This is a genomic window from Mesorhizobium sp. M0621 (assembly GCF_040320745.1).
GTDB lineage: Bacteria > Pseudomonadota > Alphaproteobacteria > Rhizobiales > Rhizobiaceae > Mesorhizobium.
The window spans coordinates 22,240-42,095 of the sequence record NZ_JAMYQF010000021.1 but is presented as its reverse complement, the minus strand read 5'-3'; the positions used below and the strand labels follow the sequence as shown (position 1 = coordinate 42,095).

Annotated in this window: 18 protein-coding genes; 11 read left to right on the top strand and 7 right to left on the bottom strand. The window is 62.9% G+C overall.

The window, feature by feature from the left end:
• Position 1: 1 nt before the first annotated feature.
• Both NKI38_RS16660 and NKI38_RS16655 read right to left on the bottom strand, forming a co-directional pair.
• Positions 2-208 carry an antitoxin gene (locus NKI38_RS16660; RefSeq protein ID WP_352627547.1) on the bottom strand — a complete coding sequence of 69 codons (207 nt, stop codon included), beginning with the start codon at positions 206-208 and terminating at the stop codon, positions 2-4.
• Positions 209-226: 18 nt separating this feature from the next.
• Entirely contained in the window at positions 227-1,330 is a 1,104-nt protein-coding gene (locus NKI38_RS16655; RefSeq protein WP_352659313.1) for a hypothetical protein, read from the bottom strand.
• A gap of 102 nt (positions 1,331-1,432) precedes the next feature.
• On the opposite strand from NKI38_RS16655, the gene NKI38_RS16650 reads away from it, so the two are divergent.
• From NKI38_RS16650 to NKI38_RS16625, 6 genes are all read left to right on the top strand, one after another.
• Positions 1,433-1,873: a DsrE family protein gene (locus tag NKI38_RS16650; RefSeq protein WP_352659311.1), complete on the top strand. Its 441-nt coding sequence runs from the start codon at positions 1,433-1,435 to the stop codon at positions 1,871-1,873.
• A gap of 62 nt (positions 1,874-1,935) precedes the next feature.
• Positions 1,936-2,718, top strand: a complete 783-nt coding sequence (locus NKI38_RS16645) for an SDR family NAD(P)-dependent oxidoreductase (protein ID WP_352627544.1) — start codon at positions 1,936-1,938, stop codon at positions 2,716-2,718.
• Between the two features lie 63 nt (positions 2,719-2,781).
• Positions 2,782-3,090: a putative quinol monooxygenase gene (locus NKI38_RS16640; RefSeq protein WP_352627543.1), complete on the top strand. Its 309-nt coding sequence runs from the start codon at positions 2,782-2,784 to the stop codon at positions 3,088-3,090.
• 37 nt (positions 3,091-3,127) lie between these two features.
• Positions 3,128-3,373, top strand: a complete 246-nt coding sequence (locus NKI38_RS16635; RefSeq protein WP_352627542.1) for a type II toxin-antitoxin system Phd/YefM family antitoxin — start codon at positions 3,128-3,130, stop codon at positions 3,371-3,373.
• Between the two features lie 185 nt (positions 3,374-3,558).
• Entirely contained in the window at positions 3,559-4,662 is a 1,104-nt protein-coding gene (locus NKI38_RS16630) for an AbrB family transcriptional regulator (RefSeq protein ID WP_352659309.1), read from the top strand.
• Positions 4,663-4,833: 171 nt separating this feature from the next.
• Positions 4,834-6,939 carry a TonB-dependent siderophore receptor gene (locus tag NKI38_RS16625; protein WP_352659307.1) on the top strand — a complete coding sequence of 702 codons (2,106 nt, stop codon included), beginning with the start codon at positions 4,834-4,836 and terminating at the stop codon, positions 6,937-6,939.
• A 27-nt stretch (positions 6,940-6,966) separates the two neighbouring features.
• Here NKI38_RS16625 and NKI38_RS16620 read toward each other — a convergent pair whose 3' ends face one another.
• Positions 6,967-8,040, bottom strand: a complete 1,074-nt coding sequence (locus NKI38_RS16620) for a siderophore-interacting protein (protein ID WP_352659305.1) — start codon at positions 8,038-8,040, stop codon at positions 6,967-6,969.
• A gap of 108 nt (positions 8,041-8,148) precedes the next feature.
• Complete coding sequence (locus NKI38_RS16615; protein ID WP_352659303.1) at positions 8,149-9,057, bottom strand: LysR family transcriptional regulator; 909 nt, start codon at positions 9,055-9,057, stop codon at positions 8,149-8,151.
• Between the two features lie 146 nt (positions 9,058-9,203).
• Between NKI38_RS16615 and NKI38_RS16610 the strand changes: the two genes are divergently transcribed.
• Positions 9,204-10,739: an MFS transporter gene (locus tag NKI38_RS16610; RefSeq protein WP_352659301.1), complete on the top strand. Its 1,536-nt coding sequence runs from the start codon at positions 9,204-9,206 to the stop codon at positions 10,737-10,739.
• A gap of 157 nt (positions 10,740-10,896) precedes the next feature.
• Here NKI38_RS16610 and NKI38_RS16605 read toward each other — a convergent pair whose 3' ends face one another.
• Together NKI38_RS16605 and NKI38_RS16600 are read right to left on the bottom strand one after the other, a co-directional pair.
• Positions 10,897-11,673 (bottom strand): esterase family protein, encoded by a 777-nt coding sequence (locus NKI38_RS16605; RefSeq protein WP_352659299.1) that lies wholly within the window; start codon positions 11,671-11,673, stop codon positions 10,897-10,899.
• A gap of 4 nt (positions 11,674-11,677) precedes the next feature.
• The gene (locus tag NKI38_RS16600) at positions 11,678-12,844 is read right to left on the bottom strand and encodes an ATP-grasp domain-containing protein (RefSeq protein ID WP_352659297.1); all 1,167 of its coding nucleotides are present in this window, start codon (positions 12,842-12,844) and stop codon (positions 11,678-11,680) included.
• A 648-nt stretch (positions 12,845-13,492) separates the two neighbouring features.
• Here NKI38_RS16600 and leuA point away from each other — a divergent pair.
• From leuA to NKI38_RS16580, 4 genes are all read left to right on the top strand, one after another.
• Positions 13,493-15,247, top strand: a complete 1,755-nt coding sequence (gene leuA, locus NKI38_RS16595; RefSeq protein WP_502899323.1) for a 2-isopropylmalate synthase — start codon at positions 13,493-13,495, stop codon at positions 15,245-15,247.
• A gap of 184 nt (positions 15,248-15,431) precedes the next feature.
• A complete protein-coding gene (locus NKI38_RS16590; RefSeq protein WP_352659295.1) occupies positions 15,432-17,180 on the top strand; it encodes a tetratricopeptide repeat protein in 1,749 nt (582 codons plus the stop codon).
• A 195-nt stretch (positions 17,181-17,375) separates the two neighbouring features.
• Positions 17,376-18,179 carry an alpha/beta fold hydrolase gene (locus NKI38_RS16585; RefSeq protein ID WP_352659293.1) on the top strand — a complete coding sequence of 268 codons (804 nt, stop codon included), beginning with the start codon at positions 17,376-17,378 and terminating at the stop codon, positions 18,177-18,179.
• Between the two features lie 113 nt (positions 18,180-18,292).
• Complete coding sequence (locus NKI38_RS16580) at positions 18,293-18,910, top strand: hypothetical protein (RefSeq protein WP_352659291.1); 618 nt, start codon at positions 18,293-18,295, stop codon at positions 18,908-18,910.
• Here the strand turns inward: NKI38_RS16580 and NKI38_RS16575 are convergent.
• The gene (locus NKI38_RS16575; RefSeq protein WP_352659289.1) at positions 18,894-19,823 is read right to left on the bottom strand and encodes a metallophosphoesterase family protein; all 930 of its coding nucleotides are present in this window, start codon (positions 19,821-19,823) and stop codon (positions 18,894-18,896) included. The two genes, NKI38_RS16580 and NKI38_RS16575, sit on opposite strands and share 17 nt — an antisense overlap.
• Positions 19,824-19,856: the final 33 nt, after the last annotated feature.

Below are 19,856 nucleotides of genomic sequence, written 5' to 3'. Positions count from 1 at the left end.
TCTATCGGCCTTCCAAAGCTGCCTCGACAAAATCGTCGTCAAGCGGCCCTGTCAAACTGTCCAGCCAAGCCCAGTCCTGCGCAAGCGGCTCCAGGATGATCGTTCGGCCTTGGCGGCGGATTGATACCTCGTCTGTTTCAAAACGGAACTCCTTGGGCAAGCGTACCGCTTGCGATCGGCCAGACCAAAAGACCTTTGCCTTATCCATTCGCCCCTCCAGAGATACTCACGGCACACAGGCCGATTGCGGCATTGGCTGCAGCCGATAGACCTTGTCGTCGGATTTGGTCTTGCCGTCGGCGGCCTTCGAACACAGGTCGACGATCGCCAGGCTGCTGTTGGGGTTGGCCAGCATCATCGTGCCGTCGGCGCCGCGCTTGAGGAAAATCTCCTTCTGCGCGATGTCGCAGGAGAAGTCGCTCATCTTCGAACTTGCCGCGCAGCGCCACTGGTCGGCATCGCCCTGGCAGGAATAGGTCTGCGTCACCTCAGCCGATTTCTGCCGCGTGGTAACCGAGACGGCAATGTCGGCGCCATCAGGCCAGTTGGCTGCATCGCTCCCTGAGGCAAACGACGCCAGCTCTACCGGCCCGCGGAAAACCCGGATCGACTGCGTCAGTTGATCGGGATGCGAGCCGAGATGCGCTGCATCGTAGTCGCGGCCATAGCAGAACGCCTGGTCCGGCTTCAGCCGCTCGCGCAGAGGCGGCCCAAGGGCGGGGTCGACTGGATCGATGCGCGCGAACTCCGCCTTGCAGGTCGCGGCCGGCATTGGGTCGAGGCGGAAATTGTCGTCCTCCGAACCCAGCGCCTGCCTGTCATATTCCGCTGCGCCCAACTCCTCTTGCGAATCGGCATCGAGATAGATGTCGGGCTGCAGATCCGAGAGGAGCAGCCGGCCCTTGTCGTCGACCTTCAACGACGCAAGCGTCCGGTCGCACTCCATACCGCAATGGATGGCGCCTGCCTTGCCGTCCTCCGACGCATGATTGCACCAGCCGCCGGCCCATTCCGGCGCCTTGGCGCCGCGCACGGAGGTGGCGATGAAGGCATTGTAGGAAGTGTCGGAATTCACGGTCGGCTCTTCATTCGGCCGGCTGACCGGATCATGGCCGTAGTAGAAGAAGATCCGCGCCACCTTCTGCTTCGGGTGCGCCTTTAGATGCGCCGCATCATAGACGCGGCCGAAACAGGCGTCAGTGCCGCTGGGACTGAGTTCTGTGAGCTTGAGTGCATCATCGGCGAAGGCCGAGCCGGCAAGCGTGGTAAGCAGCGCCGCGCCAAATCCGGCGCCGGCAATTGTCTTCCATTCCCCTACCCCGAACGCCATGTGACCTCTCCTCCGCATCGACAGGACGCAAAGTCAATTTATGCTAGTATTGCGGCCGCAGCCACGCAATTCGCGGTGGGCCGCCAAGCCGAGGAGGATGCCATGCGCCGGCGCGAAATGTTCCGCGCGGTTGTTGCCGGAACCGGAACCCTTCTTGGCCTGGGGGCGGTGCAGGCCGCAGCGGTAACGGAGCCGGCCCGGCAAAAGGTCGCCTATCACTTGAGCGACGTCGACAAGGTCAATTTCGTGCTCGGCAACATCAAGAACCACTATGATGGCACCGGCGGCAATGTCGACATCGTGCTGGTCGTGCACGGTCCTGCCTTGGCGGCCTTCAAGTCGAAAGGCATATCGGCAGCGATTTCCGGGCGCTTCGCCGGCCTGGTGCAGCAGGGGCTGGAATCCCATGCCTGCGCCAACACCATGCAAGGCATGGATATTTCACTCGCCGACCTGCTCGCCGGTTTCCATGCCGCCGACAAGGGCGGTGTCGTCAAGCTCGCCGAACTGCAAGGCCAGGGTTACGCCTATCTGCGCCCCTGAGGCTTGAACACCGGGGTGGCAAGGGCCTACGAAGGACGGGCCGAAATCCCGGAGGACGAACAGTGCCAGCCACAAACACACTCAGCATACCCGATCTTGCCGGCAAGGCGGTGCTGGTCACCGGTGCGTCGACCGGCATCGGGGCGGCGCTCGCGCTGGCCTATGCGGCGCAGAAATGCAAGGTGGCGCTGCATTACAACTCGAGCCGCGACGCCGCCGAGAAGCTCGGCCTGGCAATCGCCGACAAGGGCGGCGAGGTGTTCCTCGTCCAGGGCGATTTCTCCGTTGCCGCCGATGTCGAACACGTCGTCGAGGAGAGCGCGCAGTATTTCGGCCGCCTCGACGGGCTGGTCAACAATGCCGGCGGCATGCTTGGCCGCGTGCCCTACGCAGAGCAAACCGAAGCGCATTACGACGCGGTGATGGACCTCAATGCGCGTTCGGTGCTGACCGCCTCGCGCAGGGCGATCCCATGGCTGAAGAAACAGGGCGGCTTCATCGTCAACACCTCGTCGATCGCCGCGCGCAACGGTGCCGGCGGCGGCGCCGGACTTTATGGCTCGGCCAAGGCTTTCGTCTCCAATGTGACGCGCGGCATGGCCAAGGAGCTCATCGGCTTCGGCATCCGCGTCAACGCGGTGGCGCCCGGCACCATTCTCACGCCGTTCCACGAGCGCTATTCGACCGACGAGCAGATGAAGGGCATGATCGCCACCATTCCGCAGGGACGTGCCGGCACGGCGCAGGATTGCGTCGGCGCCTATCTGTTCCTGTCTTCCGATCTTTTGAGCGGCTACATCACCGGCCAGGTGATCGAGGTGAATGGCGGCCAGTTGATGCCTTGAGCGGCTATCGGCATACTGGCGATCTGCATGTTCTTGTCGAAAACCTCAAAGGGAGACAACGGAATGTACGGACTGATCGGCAAGATGCGGGCGGCACGCGGCCAGCGCGACGCGGTCATCGACCTCCTGCGTGCCAGCACCGGCGCCCTGCCGGGTTGCCTGAACTACATCATCGCCCGCGACCCCGCGGATGCCGATGCGATCTGGGTGACCGAAGTGTGGATCGACGCCGAAAGCCACAAGGCGTCGCTGCAGCTTCCGGAAGTCCAGGCGACGATCGCCAAGGCACGGCCGTTCATCGCCGGCTTTGAATTCCAGGTCGAGACCCACCCCGTTGGCGGCTTCGGCCTGGCCGACACCAAGACGGGCTGACCGGACAGACGGCGCCATGCCAACGGAGCCAACTGCGATGCAGACCGTGAACATTCACAATGCAAAGGCCAATCTTTCACGTCTCGTTGACCAGGCCGCCAAAGGTGAGCCGTTCATCATCGCCAGGGCGGGCAAACCATTGGTCAAAGTCGTGCCGATCGACCAGCCTGCATCGGCGCAGGCGCGACGGATCGGTTTTATGGCCGGCCAGTTTTCCGTCCCCGACGATTTCGATCGCATGGGCGACGGAGAGGTCGAGCAACTGTTCGGCGCCAACGCGTGAAACGATCACTCGACACCCAGTGGAAGACGTTTGCTGAGGACGGACTATGGTCGTCCGCGACCACGGTCCTACCCGGAAGATTTGACCAGCATACCTCTCGCTAACTGAGAGACCACGCATCACACAGCTTCCTTTTTCGGCGTAGCGGGGTTCGCATCGTCCCGGTTCGCGTCTAAGACCAAAACATGGATTCCTCGGCCGAGCAGCCATCCCCGGACCTGCCCACACTCGAGCGCATGGCGCGGATGCGCAAGCTCTGGCAATGGCTGGCTCTGCTGATCGTTTCCCTGCTGTTCGCCGGTGCGCTGGAACTCGCCGCCCTGCCGGCGGCGCTGCTGATCGGGCCGATGCTGGCGGCCATCGTCGCCGGCACCAATGACGCCACGGTGCGCGTGCCGCGTCTTGCGTTCGGCGCCGCCCAAGCGATCGTCGGCTGCCTTGTCGCAGCGTCGATCTCGGCCGATATCTTTCCGGTCTTCTACCGGGAATGGCCGCTGTTTCTCGGCGTCGTGGTGGCCACCGTCACCGCCTCCAGCCTGCTCGGCTGGCTGATCAGCCGCTGGCGCATCCTGCCAGGCACTACAGCCGTCTGGGGTTCGTCGCCGGGTGCGGCCACCGCCATGGTGCTGATGGCCGGTGCCTTCGGCGCCGACCAGCGTCTCGTCGCCTTCATGCAATATCTGCGCGTCATCTTCGTCTCGATGACGGCAGCACTCGTTGCCAAGATGTGGGTCGACACATCGGGCATCGAAATCCCCGCCATCATCTGGTTTCCGCCGATCAATGCCCAAGCCTTCGCCGCCACCATCGGTATCGCAGTTGTAGGTGGCCTGGCGGGAAAGCTGCTGAGGCTGCCCTCGCCCTTCTTCCTCGGCACCTTCGTCTTCGGCACTGTCGTCCATCTCGGCTTGGGCGTGGAGATGCAATTGCCGCCATGGCTGCTCGCTGTGAGTTACGCGATGGTCGGTTGGTCGATCGGCCTGAACTTCACCAGGCCGATCCTGCGCCATGCGACGCGCGCTCTGCCGCAGATCATCGCGTCGATAGTGGCGCTGATCGCCTTTTGCGGCGGCCTTGCCTTCATGATCAGCCATCTCTTGGGCATCGATCCGCTGACCGCCTATCTGGCGACCAGCCCCGGTGGCATGGACAGCATCGCCATCATCGCCGCCGCCGCGCAGAACGTCGACATCTCCTTCGTCCTGGCGCTGCAATCGGCACGATTCCTGATCGTGCTGCTGGTCGGCCCGAGCGTGGCGCGGCTGGTGGCGAGAAGCGTCAGGCAGTAGGCAAGGCCGCCGCCCCAGAAGCTCAAAATCGTTCAGTCGAATCTATCAGCGATGCCGCTCTGCAACGGCCCATGCCAGCTTGGGCCGTTGCGGGGAAAAAATACTTGACTCACATACTCATATTTGAGAACGCGGGGACGCAATCAAGCATGAGACGGTGGAGACGAGTCGATGCGAACAAGGCTGACGACATGGCGCCTGGGGATCTCACTGCTGGGCAGTGCGGCAATGCTTGGCCAGTCCGGCGCTGCACATGCGCAGGACAGCGAAACGTCCAGCATGCTCGGCAACATCGAGGTCACCGCGCAGAGCAACGAAATCCTGAAGCAGGATGGCTATGTCGCCAAGAAGGATCGCATCGGCACCAAGACCGACACGCCGCTGGCCAGGATTCCGCAGGCCATTTCGGTGGTGACGCAGAAGCAGATCGAGGACCAGAAGCCGCGCACGCTGAACGAAACGCTCGGCTACACGGCCAGCGCCAATCCCAACAGCTTCGGTTTCGACACCCGCTACGACGCGTTTTTCCTGCGCGGCTTCCAGGCCTTCTACAACGGCATGTTCCGCGATGGGCTGCGCCAGTACAACGGCCCCTCGGCCTGGTTCAGGACAGAGCCCTACGGCATCGAGGGTGTCACCATCCTGAAAGGCCCGGCATCGTCGCTCTACGGCGTCAGCGGTCCCGGCGGCATCGTCAACGTCGTCACCAAGCGCCCCAAGGATGAGCCCTACCGAGAGATCGAACTGCTCGCCGGCGAGCACAACCGGTTTCAGGCAGCCCTTGACGCCTCCGGGCCCATGAACGGGGACGGCACAATCCTCTATCGCTTCACCAGCCTCGGCCGCAAAAGCGATACCGAATTGTCGGGCTATCCCGACGACAAGATGTATCTGGCGCCGGCCGTCACTTTCAAGCCGGACGAGGACACCAAGCTCACCATTCTTGGCGAATATTCGAAATCGATCGCCGGTGGCACGGCCGCCTTCTACAATTCAGGCTATGGCGTGCTGTCCGACGTCTATGAGGGCGATCCGGCCTGGAACGATTTCGACCAGACCCAGGGCCGCATCGGCTACGAGTTCGAGCATCGCTTCAACGATGTGCTGACGGTGCGCCAGAACCTGCGCTACAACGCCGTCGACAGCGACATCGAATACAGCGGCCATTATCCGGACGGCGCCGACCTGAAGCGCTACTGGGGCCACTACACCGAGACCATGAAGAACTTCGTCGTCGACAACATGGCGCAGTTCGAGTTCGACACCGGCGCGGTCAGGCACACCGCCGTCGGCGGCATCGACTATGCCTGGTCGGACTACGATGCCGGCAGCGGTCTGTCCTATGTCTCGGTCGACGACATCAAGGCGATGCCGGTTCCCCACTCCGGCGGACAGCAGATGAACCAGCTCGGCATCTACCTGCACGACCAGATGGAGTGGAACGACTTCACCCTGTTCACCAGCGGCCGCTACGACTGGGTCGACACCACCTCCACCGCCGCCGACTTCAGCACCTCGAAGCAGAAGGACAGCGCCTTTTCCGGCCGTCTCGGCCTGTCCTACCAGACCGAGTGGGGCATCACGCCCTATGTCAATTATTCGACCTCGTTCTCGCCCAACATCGGCTTCGTCTATGACGACGTTACCAGCCCTGTCGGCCGCGTCGCTCGCCCGACCATCGCCACGCAGAAGGAGATCGGCGTCAAATACGAGATCCCGAACTACAATGCGACCGTCAGCGCCGCGCTGTTCGACATCGACCAGAAGGATGGCGTCGTCTTCGACGCCTCGACCGGCATCAACAAGCAGCGCCAGCTCGACCTGAACTCGCGTGGCGTCGAACTGGAAGCCAATGCCTCGCTCGACAACGGCTTCAGCTTCATCGCTTCCTATACGTATCTTCGCGTCAGGATCGAGCAGGGCGCCGAAGGAACCGATGGCAAGGAGCTATCAGCGACGCCGAACCACATCCTGTCGCTGTGGGGCCACTATCAGTTCGAGAACGGCACGCTGGAAGGGCTGGGGCTGGGCACGGGCGTGCGCGTGGCCGGCTCGAGCTATGGCGACGACACCAACACGTTCAAGAACAGCGCCCGCGCCTTCGTCGACGCCTCGCTCTCCTATGATTTCGGCTACCGCAATCCGAAGCTGGAAGGCGTCAAGCTGCAGGTCAACGCCAAGAACCTGTTCGACAACCAGAAGACCATCTGCTCCGCCGGCTATTGTTACCGCGACGAGGGCCGCTCACTGTTTGCCAGCCTGCGTTATCGCTTCTGATGGAACGCCGTTTCAGGAGGGTGGCGACTAGTCCTCGTCGCCCTCGCCCTGCGCGTCCCGGCGCCAGTAGGCGGTGACCAGATGCCGGTCACGCGACAGGCTCCATTGCTTGCGCACGATCTTGCGTATCTCCCGGAAATCGCCGAATTCGCATCCGGCCCAGACGTACAGGCCGTCGGCAAGTGCCATATGACTGCGCTCCAGCAAGGCGGCCGGCAACAGGCCGGCGGTGCCGGCCTCGCGGCCGTGCCGGTAAAGCCAGGTGATATCGATGTTGCCGCCTTGCGCCAGCGCGATCCGGTCATCCGGGCCATCGACCTCGATGAGTGCTTCGGCGCGGCTTGATGGCGGCAGATGCTCGAGGATCCTGCCAATGGCGGGCAGCGCGGTGTCGTCGCCGAGCAGAAGCAGGGTCTGCGCCACCGGGGCGTCGCCGCCGCCGGGTCCGATCGTGCCGATGACGTCTCCCGGCTCTGCGTTTTGCGCGAAGGTGGCGGCGGGCGTGTCCTGGCCAGGGTGCAGCACGAAATCGACGTCGAGCCAGCCGCTTGCGGCATCCACCGCCCGGATCGTGTAGACCCGCACGGTTAGAGCATCGTCGCCCGAGGGCCAGACAAGCAGCCCGTCGGCACCCATCGACGGCCAGACCGGCCGCCTGCCACGTGGCGGCAACAGCAGCCGCATATGCAGGCCGCCATGGGTAAACCGGCCGAGATCCCTGCCGGCGAAGCGCAGGCGCTGCATATGCGCCGAGATCCGCGTCGACGCCATTACCGTGATCTCGCGGAAGAAAACCGGCGTGCCGGCATCGCTGCCGTCGCCTTGCCAGCGCAGTCCGCTGGCCGTGCCAAGATGTTCGGCGACATGGCCGGCGACCGTCATCTTCATGTAGGACAGGCAAGTCTCGTCTGTCGCCGCGACACGGATCAGCATGCCGTCATCCTTGAGCATGGCGATCAGCGAGCCATAATGCAGGCGAAGCTCCCAACGATCGGCGACGCCGGTTTCGATCTCGAATTCGCCGTGTTCGGCGCGCAGCCGCTCTATCGCCGACCTGGTTGCCTCATCGCTGATCCGGGTTTGCGCGCTCAGTTGGTCCATCGCTCAAGTCCTTCGAAACGGTTCGGGGCAAGTCGCCGCGGGGCGTCCTCGCGATCAGCGGCATGCCACAGCCGCTTCGGCATTTCCATAGAAACATGATAATAAAAGTCATATTTTCTCCGACGAACCGCTTGGCGCCGCTGCAAGGCGCTCGGGAAGGAAATCGACGAAGACGCGCACTTTGGGCGACAAATGGCGATTGGAGGGCCACAGCATCCGGAACTGGCCACGGCCGTCGACATGATCGTCGAGGACGGTGCGCAGCCTGTCTTCGTGCAGCGCCTCGCGCACCAGGAAATCCGGCATGCAGGCGATGCCGAGGCCTGCGAGTGTGGCGCCTTTCAATGCCTCCATGTTGTTGCAGGTCAGCATCGAGCGTATCTGCGGTTCAGCGCTTCCGGTAATGAATGGCCACTCCAGCAGCCTGCCGCTGTTGAGGAAGCGGAAGTTTATGCCGAAATGCCTGATGAGATCCGCCGGCTCGCCGGGTGTGCCATGGCGGTCGAGGTAGGAGGGCGCCGCACACAGCAGCATGCGAAAGGGCGCAACGGGTCTCGATACCAGCCGTGAATCCGGCAGCTCGCCGCTGCGGATCGCGACATCGATGCCCTCGTCGATCACGTCGACGATCCGATCGTTGAAATCGATGTCGAGCTCGATCTCGGGATAGCGGGCCATGAACTCCGACAGCACCGGCAACAACAGATGATAGGTGACGATCGGGGTCGAGACGCGCAGCCGGCCACGCGGCGTCTCCCGTGTCCGCGACAGCATCGCCTCGGCATCGTCGATGTCGTCGAGAATGCGCCGCACCCGCTCGTTGAACAGCCTGCCCTCTTCCGTCAGGCCGATGCGCCGCGTGCTGCGTTGCAGGAGCCGTACACCAAGCTCCTGTTCGAGCCTTGCGACGCTCTTGCCGACGGCGGAAGCAGAAATGCCGAGCGCCTGGCCGGCGGCAACGAAACTGCCAAGCTCAGCCGTGCGTGCGAAGGCCATCAGGCCGCTGAGACGATCCATTGCATCATTCCATTCGAGCGTTTCATTCCGGTATGACTGGAGATCTAATATTATTTCGCCGGAAATGTCGTCGACCTATCTTGTCGGTGACCGGCGCCGCGACCGCGCGACCTGCCGACAGATCCTGCTTCAGATAGGAAAAACCCATGACTTTGAAGACCAGAACCGGCTCGGCCAAGAGATGGCTCGTGCTCTTGTCGGTATGCCTTGCCGCGATGACGATGCCTTTGACCTTCACCGGACCGGCGGTCGCCCTGTCCCGCATCGCGGCCGATCTCGGCGGCAGCCCGATCGAGCTCAACTGGGTGACCAATGCCTTCATGCTGACCTTCGGCGCCAGCCTGATGGCATCAGGCGCGCTGGCCGACAACCATGGCCGCAAGCGGATCTTCCTCGCCGGCCTCGGCCTCTATGTCCTCGCCACGCTGGGCTCGATGTTCGCACCTGACATCGTCTGGCTGGATGTGCTGAGAGCCGTGCAAGGGATCGGCAGCGCCGCCGCCTTTGCCGGCGGTGCGTCCGCGCTCGCCCAGGAATTCGAAGGGCACTTGCGGCTGCGTGCCTTCAGTTTCCTCGGCACCAGTTTCGGCATCGGCCTCGCGTTCGGCCCGATCGCCTCCGGCCTGCTCATCGATGCCTTCGGCTGGCGGTCGATCTTTCTTCTGGTTGCGGCACTCGCGATTGCCGCCGCAATGCTCGGCCTGCGTACCGTCAAGGAATCGCGCGACCCGGATGCGACAGGCGTCGACTGGGCGGGAGCCGGCACCTTCACGATCGCGCTGGCGTCGCTGACCTATGGCGTGCTCCAGGCCCCGCAGAGCGGTTGGAGCAATCCTCTAGTCATCACGCTTCTCGCCGCGGCGGCCATCTTCTTTGTCGCCTTCGTCATTGTTGAGCGACGCGTGCGCCGGCCGATGCTGGATCTCACGCTGTTTGCCTATCCGCGCTTCGTCGGCGTCCAGTTCCTGGCGGCGGCACCCGCCTATGCCTTCGTGGTCCTGCTCGTATTGTTGCCGATCCGCTTCATCGGCATCGAAGGGATGAGCGAGATCAAGGCGGGACAATTGATGATCTGCCTCTCGGCCCCGTTGCTGATCCTGCCGATGCTCGCCGGCCAACTGGCGCGCTGGGTTGCTCCGGCCACGATCTGCGGCGTCGGCCTGCTCGTCGCCGCCGCCGGCCTTGTCTGGCTGAGCCGCGTCGTGCCGGTCGACAGCGCGCTGGTGGCGCCGCTGATGCTGATCGGCGTCGGCATCGCTCTACCCTGGGGGTTGATGGACGGGCTTGCCGTCAGCGTCGTGCCGCGGGAGCGCGCCGGCATGGCGGTCGGTATCTTCAACACCACTCGCGTCGCCTGCGAGGGCGTGGCGCTGGCGATCGTCATGGCGACCCTGTCGGGTTTCAACGCCGCGCAGCTCACCGCGCAGGGAATGGCTTCTCCTGTGGATGCGGCGGCAGCGGCGCAGTTGCTGGTGACGGGCAATGTCGGCGCAACGGCGCAACACCTGCCGATGGCCAGCGCCACCGGCCTGATCCAGGCTTACGAGACGGCGTTCGACAGGCTGTTGATCGTGCTGGCGGCAATCACCGTCATGACCGCCGTCGTCGTCTTCCTTGGCCTGCGTCGCGGATCGGCGTCGGAACACGAGGCCGCACCCTTGCCGGCATGCCAGGAAGGATAGTCAGGCGATGACCAGGCTCGCTATGCGATCGCCGTCCAGCGTGAAGGTCATGTCGCCCTCGCCGTTGAAGCCGTTGCCCATGACGGCAATGCGGACGTGCGTGTGTTGAGTTTCAGGTCAGGCCGTCGTTCGCAGGCCGGCTGAATATCGACGCACCTCAGTCCAGCCTGTGCATCAGGTCTTCATCCAGCCAGCGGCCGAAGAAATAGACCAGTTGCTTGTGCCACCACGGCCAATCGTGGCTGACGTCGCCGCCCCAATAATCGACCCAGGCGGGAATGGATTTGTCACGCAGGATCTGTTCCAGCTTGCGTGTTTCGACCAGCATCCGCTCCTCCCAGGCGCCCTGTCCGCAGCAGAAGATCAGCCGCAGCGCCTTCAGGCGGGCAAGCAGTTTCGGATCGACGATGCCGGGCAGATAGTCGAGCGGCGAATTGTAGAAGATGTCGCCTTCAAGCGTCTTGCCGAAAAAGTCGCCGGCCGAATAGACGCCCGACAGCGCGATGACGCCGCTGGCGAGTTCAGGAAAGCGGAAGACGAAGTTCGACGAGTGGTAGCCGCCCATCGAGCAGCCCGAGAACAGCGGCTTCAGCTTGCGCCCGCCATTGGCTTGCTCGGCAGTCGACAGGAATTCCGGCAGCGCCTCCTCGCGTACATAGCGGAAATAGGCCTCGTGGCGGGCGATACGGTCGACGGCGTCCGCATGCTTGTCGAAGAAGGATTCCGAATCGACGCCGTCGACCGTGAACAGCTGGATGCGGCCGGTGTCGATGAACTCGGCCAGTGCGCCTACGCCGCCGGAATCCTCGAACTGGTAGAAGCGCCCCTGCGAGGTCGGAAACACCACCACCGGTCGGCCGGCGTGGCCGTAGCGCTTGTATTCCATGTCGCGGCCGAGCTTGTCCGAGAAACTCTTGTGATAGGAGATGTCCATCGCCTCACACCTTTTCCGCGTGGATGTAGGCGACCGCCTCGCGCAGCGCCGCTTCGTCCTTCGAGCGCATCTGGTAGGCGTAATTTCCCATGGCGCGGCTGAAAACCTCTTCGATGGCCTGATGGTGGACGATCTTGTCGCCATGGGCGGCTAACACGTCCTCATGGCTGTGCAAATAGCTGAGGCGTCGCTTGCGGCTGGCGTAGGCGGTGAAATACTTGCCCTCATAGGGCCCGCCGGCGGCATCTCTGACCACCATGTCGGCCCATGCCGCATAGACGTCGATGTCGAAGGTGTAGTTGATGGCATCGGTCATCCAGGCGCCGGGCGGGCGCATGTTGACCTCCAGAGCGATGACCCGGTTGTCCTTGGTCTCGAACAACTCGATGTGAAAGAAGCGCTCGCGCACGTCGAATGCCTTCAGGATCTTGCGGCCGGCCTCCTCGACCGCCGGACTGATCCTGGGAAAGCAGATGTAGCTCATGTGGCGATCCTTGTTGACCACCTCCATGACGCTCTGGTCGTAGCGGTGGCTGGCCGCCAGCACCACCTCGCCTTCACGGTTGACCAATCCGTCGAAGGTCACCACCAGCCCCTCGATGAACTGCTCCATGACGAAGGTCACGTCCTCGGGCTTGTCCCTGAAGAACTGGTCGAGTTCCTTGGCGTTGGAAATCTTGAAGGTGTTCGAGGCGCCCGAGCCGCTGTCGGGCTTGACCACCACGGGATAGCCGACGCGGCGGATGAAGGTCATGGCCCCAGCGCGGTCGGAGCATTTGCGCTGCGCGATGGTGTCGACACCGCTCTTGCGGAAGAAGGCGCGCATGCGGCTCTTGCGCTTCAGATTCTTCACGAAATCAAGCTTGGTGCCGTAGATGTTGAAGTCGGTGCGGATGTTGGCTTCCAGCTCCAGCCAATGCTCGTTGAGCGATTCAAAGCGGTCGATGCGGCCCCATTTGTGGATGAAATGCCCCATCGCCCGGAATACCGGATCGTAGTCTTCCATGTCGGCGACGCGGTAATATTCCGAAAGCGCCGCCTTCAGCTTGGCGTCGAGTGCGTCATAGGGTGCGTCGCCGATGCCGAGCACCCTGGCTCCGGCCTTCTTCAAACGGTCGCAGAAATCCGCGCCATTTGCGGGAAAATGCGGCGAGAAGAACACGAAATTCATGGATGACCCCCTCCCGGCGACAGGACATCGCAACCCCGTCGATGTCCAAGTCTGGCGCATTTGCCGCGCCTGGGGAAGAGCATGCGCGTTAGAGATTCCGCCCCGCCATGCCAGGACTACGAACTCGGGTTAACGGGTTCAGACGCAGCCTTCGGCGGCGCGTTGGCTGACGGAGCATCAAACGAAAAACCCGCCTGCGCGGCGGGTCACTGGCGCAAATCAGCACCATGGACGAATATGTACCATAGCTGAGGGCACGGAGTCAAGAAAAAATTCCTATCGTGAAAGCTATCGGCACAAAAGCTGCCGACATCGCCGAACTGGCTGTCGTCAGCCCTACCCGCAATGCGGCCCCACTTGCCTCCCACAAGCCGCTCCTATATGAGATCAGCCATGAACACGCGCGCCACCAACGCTTCCCGTCCGACCGGTTTTTCCGGCGAGACCGTGCGCGCGCTGGCTTCGACCCTGCTTCTTCTCGGCCTTATCGGCGATCGCCGGGTTCGCTGAAGGAGCGCCCGGCGGTCGAACCGCCGCGCAAGCGCATGCTCCTTGGCAATCACATCAAGCGAACGAAATTCTGGTAAAGGCGCCGCTCGCCATCAATCCACCTGAGGGTGGATCCATGAGCCGCCGGGAGAAAAGACGATGAACGCACGAGAAGAGATCCGTTCCGATGCCGCGGTAGCCGGCAAGGATGCGGAAAGAAGCATCCAGAACAAGGGCATGTCCGACGCAGCCCGCAAATATCAGCCCTATCCGACCGTCGGCCTCACCGACCGCACCTGGCCCTCGAAGGTCATCGACAAGGCGCCGATCTGGTGCTCGGTCGACCTGCGCGACGGCAACCAGGCGCTGATCGATCCGATGGGTCACGAGCGCAAGGCGCGCATGTTCGGCCTGCTGCTCGACATGGGCTTCAAGGAGATCGAGATCGGCTTCCCGTCGGCCTCGCAGACCGATTTCGACTTTGCCCGCTGGTGCATCGAGCAAGGCAACGTACCCGCCGACGTCTCGCTGCAGGTGCTGGTCCAGTGCCGGCCCGAACTGATCACCCGCACCTTCGAGGCGCTCAAGGGCGCCACCAACCCGATCGTGCATTTCTACAATTCGACCAGCGAATTGCAGCGCCGCGTGGTCTTCGAAAAGGACGTCGGCGGCATCAAGCGCATCGCCACCGACGCGGCCAAGATGATCACCGACATGGCGGCCAAGGCCGGCGGCGGCTTTCGCTTCGAATATTCGCCGGAAAGCTTTACCGGCACCGAACTCGAAGTGGCGCTGGAGATCTGCAACGCCGTCACCGAGATCGTCAGGCCGACGCCAGACAACAAGCTGATCGTCAACCTGCCGTCGACGGTCGAGATGTCTACGCCCAACATCTATGCCGACCGCATCGAATGGATGTGCCGCAACCTCGACAACCGGGAGAACCTGCTGGTCTCGCTGCACCCGCACAATGACCGCGGCACCGGCATCGCCACCACCGAACTCGGCCTGATGGCTGGCGCCGACCGCGTCGAAGGCACGCTGTTCGGCAATGGCGAGCGCACCGGCAATGTCGACATCGTCACGCTGGCGCTCAACATGTACACGCAAGGTGTCGATCCCCTGATCGACTGCTCCGACATCAACCGGATGAAGGACGTCTACGAATATTCGAACCAGTTGAAGATCCCCGAGCGCCACCCCTATGTCGGCGAACTCGTCTACACCGCCTTCTCCGGCTCGCACCAGGATGCCATCAACAAGGGCATGAAGGCGCTGAAGAAGGCCAATACGAGCCTGTGGGAAGTGCCCTATCTGCCGATCGATCCGGCTGATGTCGGCCGCAGCTATGAAGCCATCATCCGCATCAACTCGCAGTCCGGCAAGGGCGGCATCGCCTATGTGCTGCAGGCCGATTACGGCCTCAACCTGCCGCGCAATCTGCAGATCGAATTCAGCCAGGAAATCCAGGCGATCACCGACGCCGAGGGCAAGGAAGTGCCGGCCAGGCGCATCTACGAGCGCTTTCTCGAGACCTATGTCGATCAGCCGGCCGCGCGGCTGAAATTCCTCGATCACCACACTTATCCCAGCACCGAGATCAAGGGCCGACGCGTCGTCGAGGCGGTCATCCTGGACAATGGCAAGGAAGTGACGATCTCCGGCACAGGCACCGGTCCGATCGACGGCTTCGTCGATGCTCTGTCGCGTCATCTCGGCGTCGAGATGTCGGTGCTCGACTATTCCGAACACTCGTTGCAGCGTGGCTCGAACGCCTCGGCCATTTCCTATGTCGAGATGGAATATCCCGGCGGCAAGCTGTTCGGCGCCGGCATCAACACCAACATCGTCGCCGCCTCGCTGGAAGCGGTGATGTCCGCCGCCAATCGGATCGTTGGCAAGAAAGCCGGCTGACGCACGACCGGAACAAAGATCGGGACCGTCCCAACCTGGTGATCGGTTCCGATCTTTCGGGCCATTAACCACCGCGGAATTATCCGGTGGGGTACGTGATCGCATAATGGGTGTATACTTGTGTGGCGGTGCGGGACCTATATGATCGCGCCTCAACCTGTGCCGACTTCGAGAGGATCGACACTTGCAGCATGCCACGCCTGCCGCCCCCGCAGTGCGCGAGACACTGGAGCGACTGCTTGCCAGCCAAACGTTCGGACGATCCGAACGCGCGCGCAAGCTGCTGCGTTATCTTGTCGAACGTGAACAAGCCGGCGAAGCCGACAGGCTCAAGGGCTTCTCCATCGCCATGGATGTTTTTGGCAAGGACGGCGATTTCGATCCGTCCACCGATGCCGTGGTGCGGGTGCAGGCAGGCAGGCTGCGCGAGCTTCTGCACCACTATTTTGCCAATGAGGGCGTTGCCGAGCCTGTCCGCATCGCCATTCCGCGCGGCGGCTATGTTCCTGCCTATGAATTGAACGCCATAAGGCTGCCGGATCTCAAGCTGGACGGCGCTGAGTCAGCCGAGCGGCCCAACGACGCCAGTGTGCTGGATGCGGTGTCGCTGGTTTCCATGCCGCCTTCGCCCGCGCCGTCGGTGGTGCGCCATCTCCGCTTCTTCTGGATGGCGATTGCCGTGGTCATCGCCATGCTGGGCGTACTGATCCTTCGTCAGGGCAGCGGTGCCTTGCTGGCGGGCGGCGACATGTCGGCAACGCTCGAGACCGCCGGCGCAACCGGAAGCATCGCGTCATCGGCAATGGCTGACGACCTGCCGCAAGTCTATATCGGCCTCAAGGCGGAAGGCACTGACGCCAGCCGTGTCGCCGCGTCGCTGCGTGCCGGACTGAGCGGTTTCGATACGATCGACTTCATCGGCCGCGACACCGTCACCGATCCGACCGACGATGCCACCAGCTTCATATTCGACATCCTGCCTGGACCGAACGCGGGCGACATCTCGATCGAACTGCAAAGCATGGCGTCCGGAAGGGTGCTTCTTTCGCGCAATCTCACCCCTGCCGACAGCGCACCCGCAGCGGTCGAAGACCGTATCGCCGACATGCTGAGTTCGGCTCTTCCCGCCTCGGGCACGATCTACAATTATATCGAGCAGACCGGTGCGCCAAACGGTCTGACGCAATGCCTGCTGCTCAACGACAAATACTATCTCGACCAGAACGCCAGGACCCATGAGGCCGCCTATCGCTGCCTCGAGAAGCTGGCCAATGGCGGCACGAAATCCTCGCTCGTCTATTCGGAACTTGCCTCCCTGCATCTGGAAGCGGTCTCCGATCATTATGCCTATCCGCCCAATGCGACGATCGAAAAGGCCGTGGAGTTTGCCCATCGCGGCGTGCAGATGGGGCCGACCAGCCCTTATGCGCATCGCTCCTACGGCTATGTCAGTTCGCGCCTCGGCAATACGGACGAAGCGATCCGCTGGATGCGCAAGGCCTACGAACTCAATCCCTACGACCTCGGCATGGCCGCCGCCTACGGCTACGGGCTGATCTTCGCCGGCCGATATGCGGAGGGAACGCCGATCCTTGATCATGCGGCGGAGACCTTCAGCGGGCACTCGACATGGTGGGACTACGGGGTGTTCGTTGGTGAGTTCATGCTCGGCGACATGAACAAAGCCATCGCGGCCAGCATGGCATTGAGAACGACGGCAACGAAATCGCACTATCTGGCGGCGCGGCTGATCGGCGCCAAGGCTGCCGGACAGGATCATCTGGTGAGCGCGTTGTTGAACCAACTGAACACCGAGTTCCCTAAATTTGCCGCCGATCCGCGCGCGACCTTTGTCGAGCGGAAATATCCGGCTGACCTGACCGACCGGCTGGTCCAGGCGCTGCGCGCTGCCGGGCTCGGCAATCCAAGCTGACACCAATCGACATCCGCGGAATGGGCGCCACGTTCCAGTGGATTTCCCGTGCTCCGATCGCCACTACCGGCTGGTCGCCGAGGTCTGTCCGCAACCGTACAAATCGCGAAAATTTTACTGGCCATCGCTGTACACTAGGCGCAATTCAGCCACACTTGGTGTCGCGCATTCTTGCAATAACAAAAAACAGTTTTCATGACCGCATCGCTTTTTGCCGCCGAACAGGGCGTTGGCTCGAAGGCCATTGTCCTGCTGCATGGTTTCGGTGGTTGCCACGATATCTGGCGCGAGGTGATTTCCTCGATGGCGCCTACCACGCACACGCTGGCCTATGATCTGCCGGGGCATGGGCTATCGCTCGATTTTCCCGCCGCAGGTCCAGCCAAGGTGGCGGCAAGGGCCGTGCTCGCCGATCTCACGGAGCGTCGCCTGAGGCGCGTTCATCTCGTGGGCCACTCTATGGGCGGAGCGGTGGCAACGCTGATGGCGTTGGCCGAGCCCGACAAAATCGCCTCGCTGACGCTTCTGGCGCCGGGCGGTATTGGCCCGGAGATCAACGGACCATTGTTGCGCCGCTATGCCGGTGCACAGGATCGGTCCGAGATCCGGTCCTGCCTCGCCGCCATGTCGGGGCCATCAGCCCGGCCGCTCGATCACACCATGGACAGCCTCTGGGAAATGCGCAGGCGACCCGGCCAGCTGGAAAAACTCGTCGAGATCGCGGCCGCCATGACCATGGATGATCGGCAAGGCGTCATCCCGCACGATCGTCTCGACGGGCTGAACATGCCGGTGATGGTGGCGTGGGGAACCGACGACGCGGTGCTGCCCTTTACCCAGGCGGATGATCTGCCGGCGCATTTTCACGTGCACCATGTGCTGGAGACCGGCCATATGCTGGCCGAGGAAGCCCCCGACCTCGTGGCCGAGATCATTCGCCGCAACACCAACCGCCGCGCTAGATTGCATCGCCAGAAATTCGCCGCAGCGGCCAACTGACCTTTTTCGCGCACAACAACCTTCGTGCGCGCCTCGATCCCGTCCATCTCGCCAGTGCATTTTGCCGGCGGCTGTGTTAACGCCATGTTAACCAACCCGCGAGGCAAACGCCGATGAAGGAAGCAGGCGAGAAGACCATCGACCAGTCGAAGACACTGTCCGATGCCATCCGTGATGTGAAGAATGCCTTCGCCGACCGCGACGACGTCGTCGTCGATATGCGCGAGGCGCATCGCATGCGCCTCGATCTGCTCGCCGCCGAGTTGGCGCCGGTTTTTGCCGATGTTCCGGCCGACATGGACAATTTCGACTTTGTCGTCTCGTCAGGCTTGCAGCCGCGCCTGTGGATCGACGCCGTCAGCCATGTTGCCATGGGACGCGACCGCCGCACCTATCGCTTCCTCAAGGACACCCGTATCGGCCGGGTGGTGCTTGCCGAATCGACCGAGATGAAGCCGGTTGCCGATTCCGTGACGCGCTATGTCGCCGAGCGCATCGTCGAGCGTCAGAGGATGATGGAAGGCGGGGTCGAGCCGGCTATCGCCGGCATGAAACGCGCCGATGTCCCGGAAGCCGAACCGCCACTGCGCGCGACGACGCGCAGCAACGGCTGGTCGGCCTTTGTGTCCGGGCTTGGCCTGGTCGCCGCCGGCGCACTGGTCGGCCTTGTGGTGTCGGTCGTCTTGTTCTGGGATCGTATCGTCGCCATGAGCCTCAGCTTGCGGCCATAGCGGCTCCGGCCTCCGTGCCAAGCTCCAGCGTTTGCAGATCGGATGGCGGTATCGACGGCCCGGTCAGGCCGCGCCGCGTCAGCCGGATCCGCCAATTGCCCTTTTCGCCGTCGATGTCGAACAGATTATACTGCGCCGCCGGGTTGTTGCCGCCCGGTGCCTGGCCTGCGGCAGCAACGCCGACCGCCGGGATCCTGACGCCTCGACCGCCAATGAAGAACAGCGACGGCAGATGCGAATGGCCGTGCAGGACAAGTTCGGCGCCATGGCGGCGAATGATCTTGTGAAAGCGGGCGATGCCGAACAGCCGCTTGTGCTGCGGAACCGCGCCGCGCACCGGCGGATGGTGGATCATGATGACGCGAAACAGCCCTTGTTTGGCCGTGGCGTCGAGCAGCTTGCCGAGCCGGGCCGCCTGGCCTTCCATGAAGAAACCGTTGGCCATGAAAGGTGCTGTGGCGCGCGCCGTCGAGACGCCGATCAGCGCGACATCGCCGCGCACCCGCAGATAAGGAAAGGCGTTGCGGTCGACCGGCGAGTTGATGCCGTCGCCGCTCATCCACGCTGCCCAGGATCGGCAGACCTTGTCGAAAGCGCCAGGCACATAGGCGTCATGGTTGCCCGGAACGACCGAAACATCATGCGGCGGTCCCAGCGTCTCCAGCCAGTGCCTGGCCATCTCGATCTCGCCGTCGAGCGCCAGATTGACCAGGTCGCCGGTGACGGCGAGATGGTCAGGCGCGTTCGCCTTGATGTCGGCGACGATCGTGTCGATGACGGCGTCATGCATATGGCGGCGGCGGTTGCGCTGCCAGTTGACGTAGCCAAGCACGCGCTTGGAGGCGAGATCGCGATAGGATACATCGGGAAGCGGCCCCAGATGGACATCGGAAATATGCGCGAGCCTGAACATTTCTCCTTCATAGGCGACCCGCGCTTGGCTTTC

What these genes read in the sequence shown, in the direction of transcription:
- leuA (WP_502899323.1), top strand. Translation starts at nt 13,493, where the DNA reads ATGAACGCACGAGAAGAGATCCGTTCCGATGCCGCGGTAGCCGGCAAG.
- NKI38_RS16640 (WP_352627543.1), top strand. Translation starts at nt 2,782, where the DNA reads ATGTACGGACTGATCGGCAAGATGCGGGCGGCACGCGGCCAGCGCGAC.
- NKI38_RS16655 (WP_352659313.1), bottom strand. Translation starts at nt 1,330, where the DNA reads ATGGCGTTCGGGGTAGGGGAATGGAAGACAATTGCCGGCGCCGGATTT.
- NKI38_RS16660 (WP_352627547.1), bottom strand. Translation starts at nt 208, where the DNA reads ATGGATAAGGCAAAGGTCTTTTGGTCTGGCCGATCGCAAGCGGTACGC.
- NKI38_RS16610 (WP_352659301.1), top strand. Translation starts at nt 9,204, where the DNA reads ATGACTTTGAAGACCAGAACCGGCTCGGCCAAGAGATGGCTCGTGCTC.
- NKI38_RS16625 (WP_352659307.1), top strand. Translation starts at nt 4,834, where the DNA reads ATGCGAACAAGGCTGACGACATGGCGCCTGGGGATCTCACTGCTGGGC.
- NKI38_RS16600 (WP_352659297.1), bottom strand. Translation starts at nt 12,844, where the DNA reads ATGAATTTCGTGTTCTTCTCGCCGCATTTTCCCGCAAATGGCGCGGAT.
- NKI38_RS16575 (WP_352659289.1), bottom strand. Translation starts at nt 19,823, where the DNA reads ATGTTCAGGCTCGCGCATATTTCCGATGTCCATCTGGGGCCGCTTCCC.
- NKI38_RS16620 (WP_352659305.1), bottom strand. Translation starts at nt 8,040, where the DNA reads ATGGACCAACTGAGCGCGCAAACCCGGATCAGCGATGAGGCAACCAGG.
- NKI38_RS16580 (WP_352659291.1), top strand. Translation starts at nt 18,293, where the DNA reads ATGAAGGAAGCAGGCGAGAAGACCATCGACCAGTCGAAGACACTGTCC.
- NKI38_RS16585 (WP_352659293.1), top strand. Translation starts at nt 17,376, where the DNA reads ATGACCGCATCGCTTTTTGCCGCCGAACAGGGCGTTGGCTCGAAGGCC.
- NKI38_RS16615 (WP_352659303.1), bottom strand. Translation starts at nt 9,057, where the DNA reads ATGGATCGTCTCAGCGGCCTGATGGCCTTCGCACGCACGGCTGAGCTT.
- NKI38_RS16630 (WP_352659309.1), top strand. Translation starts at nt 3,559, where the DNA reads ATGGATTCCTCGGCCGAGCAGCCATCCCCGGACCTGCCCACACTCGAG.
- NKI38_RS16605 (WP_352659299.1), bottom strand. Translation starts at nt 11,673, where the DNA reads ATGGACATCTCCTATCACAAGAGTTTCTCGGACAAGCTCGGCCGCGAC.
- NKI38_RS16650 (WP_352659311.1), top strand. Translation starts at nt 1,433, where the DNA reads ATGCGCCGGCGCGAAATGTTCCGCGCGGTTGTTGCCGGAACCGGAACC.
- NKI38_RS16635 (WP_352627542.1), top strand. Translation starts at nt 3,128, where the DNA reads ATGCAGACCGTGAACATTCACAATGCAAAGGCCAATCTTTCACGTCTC.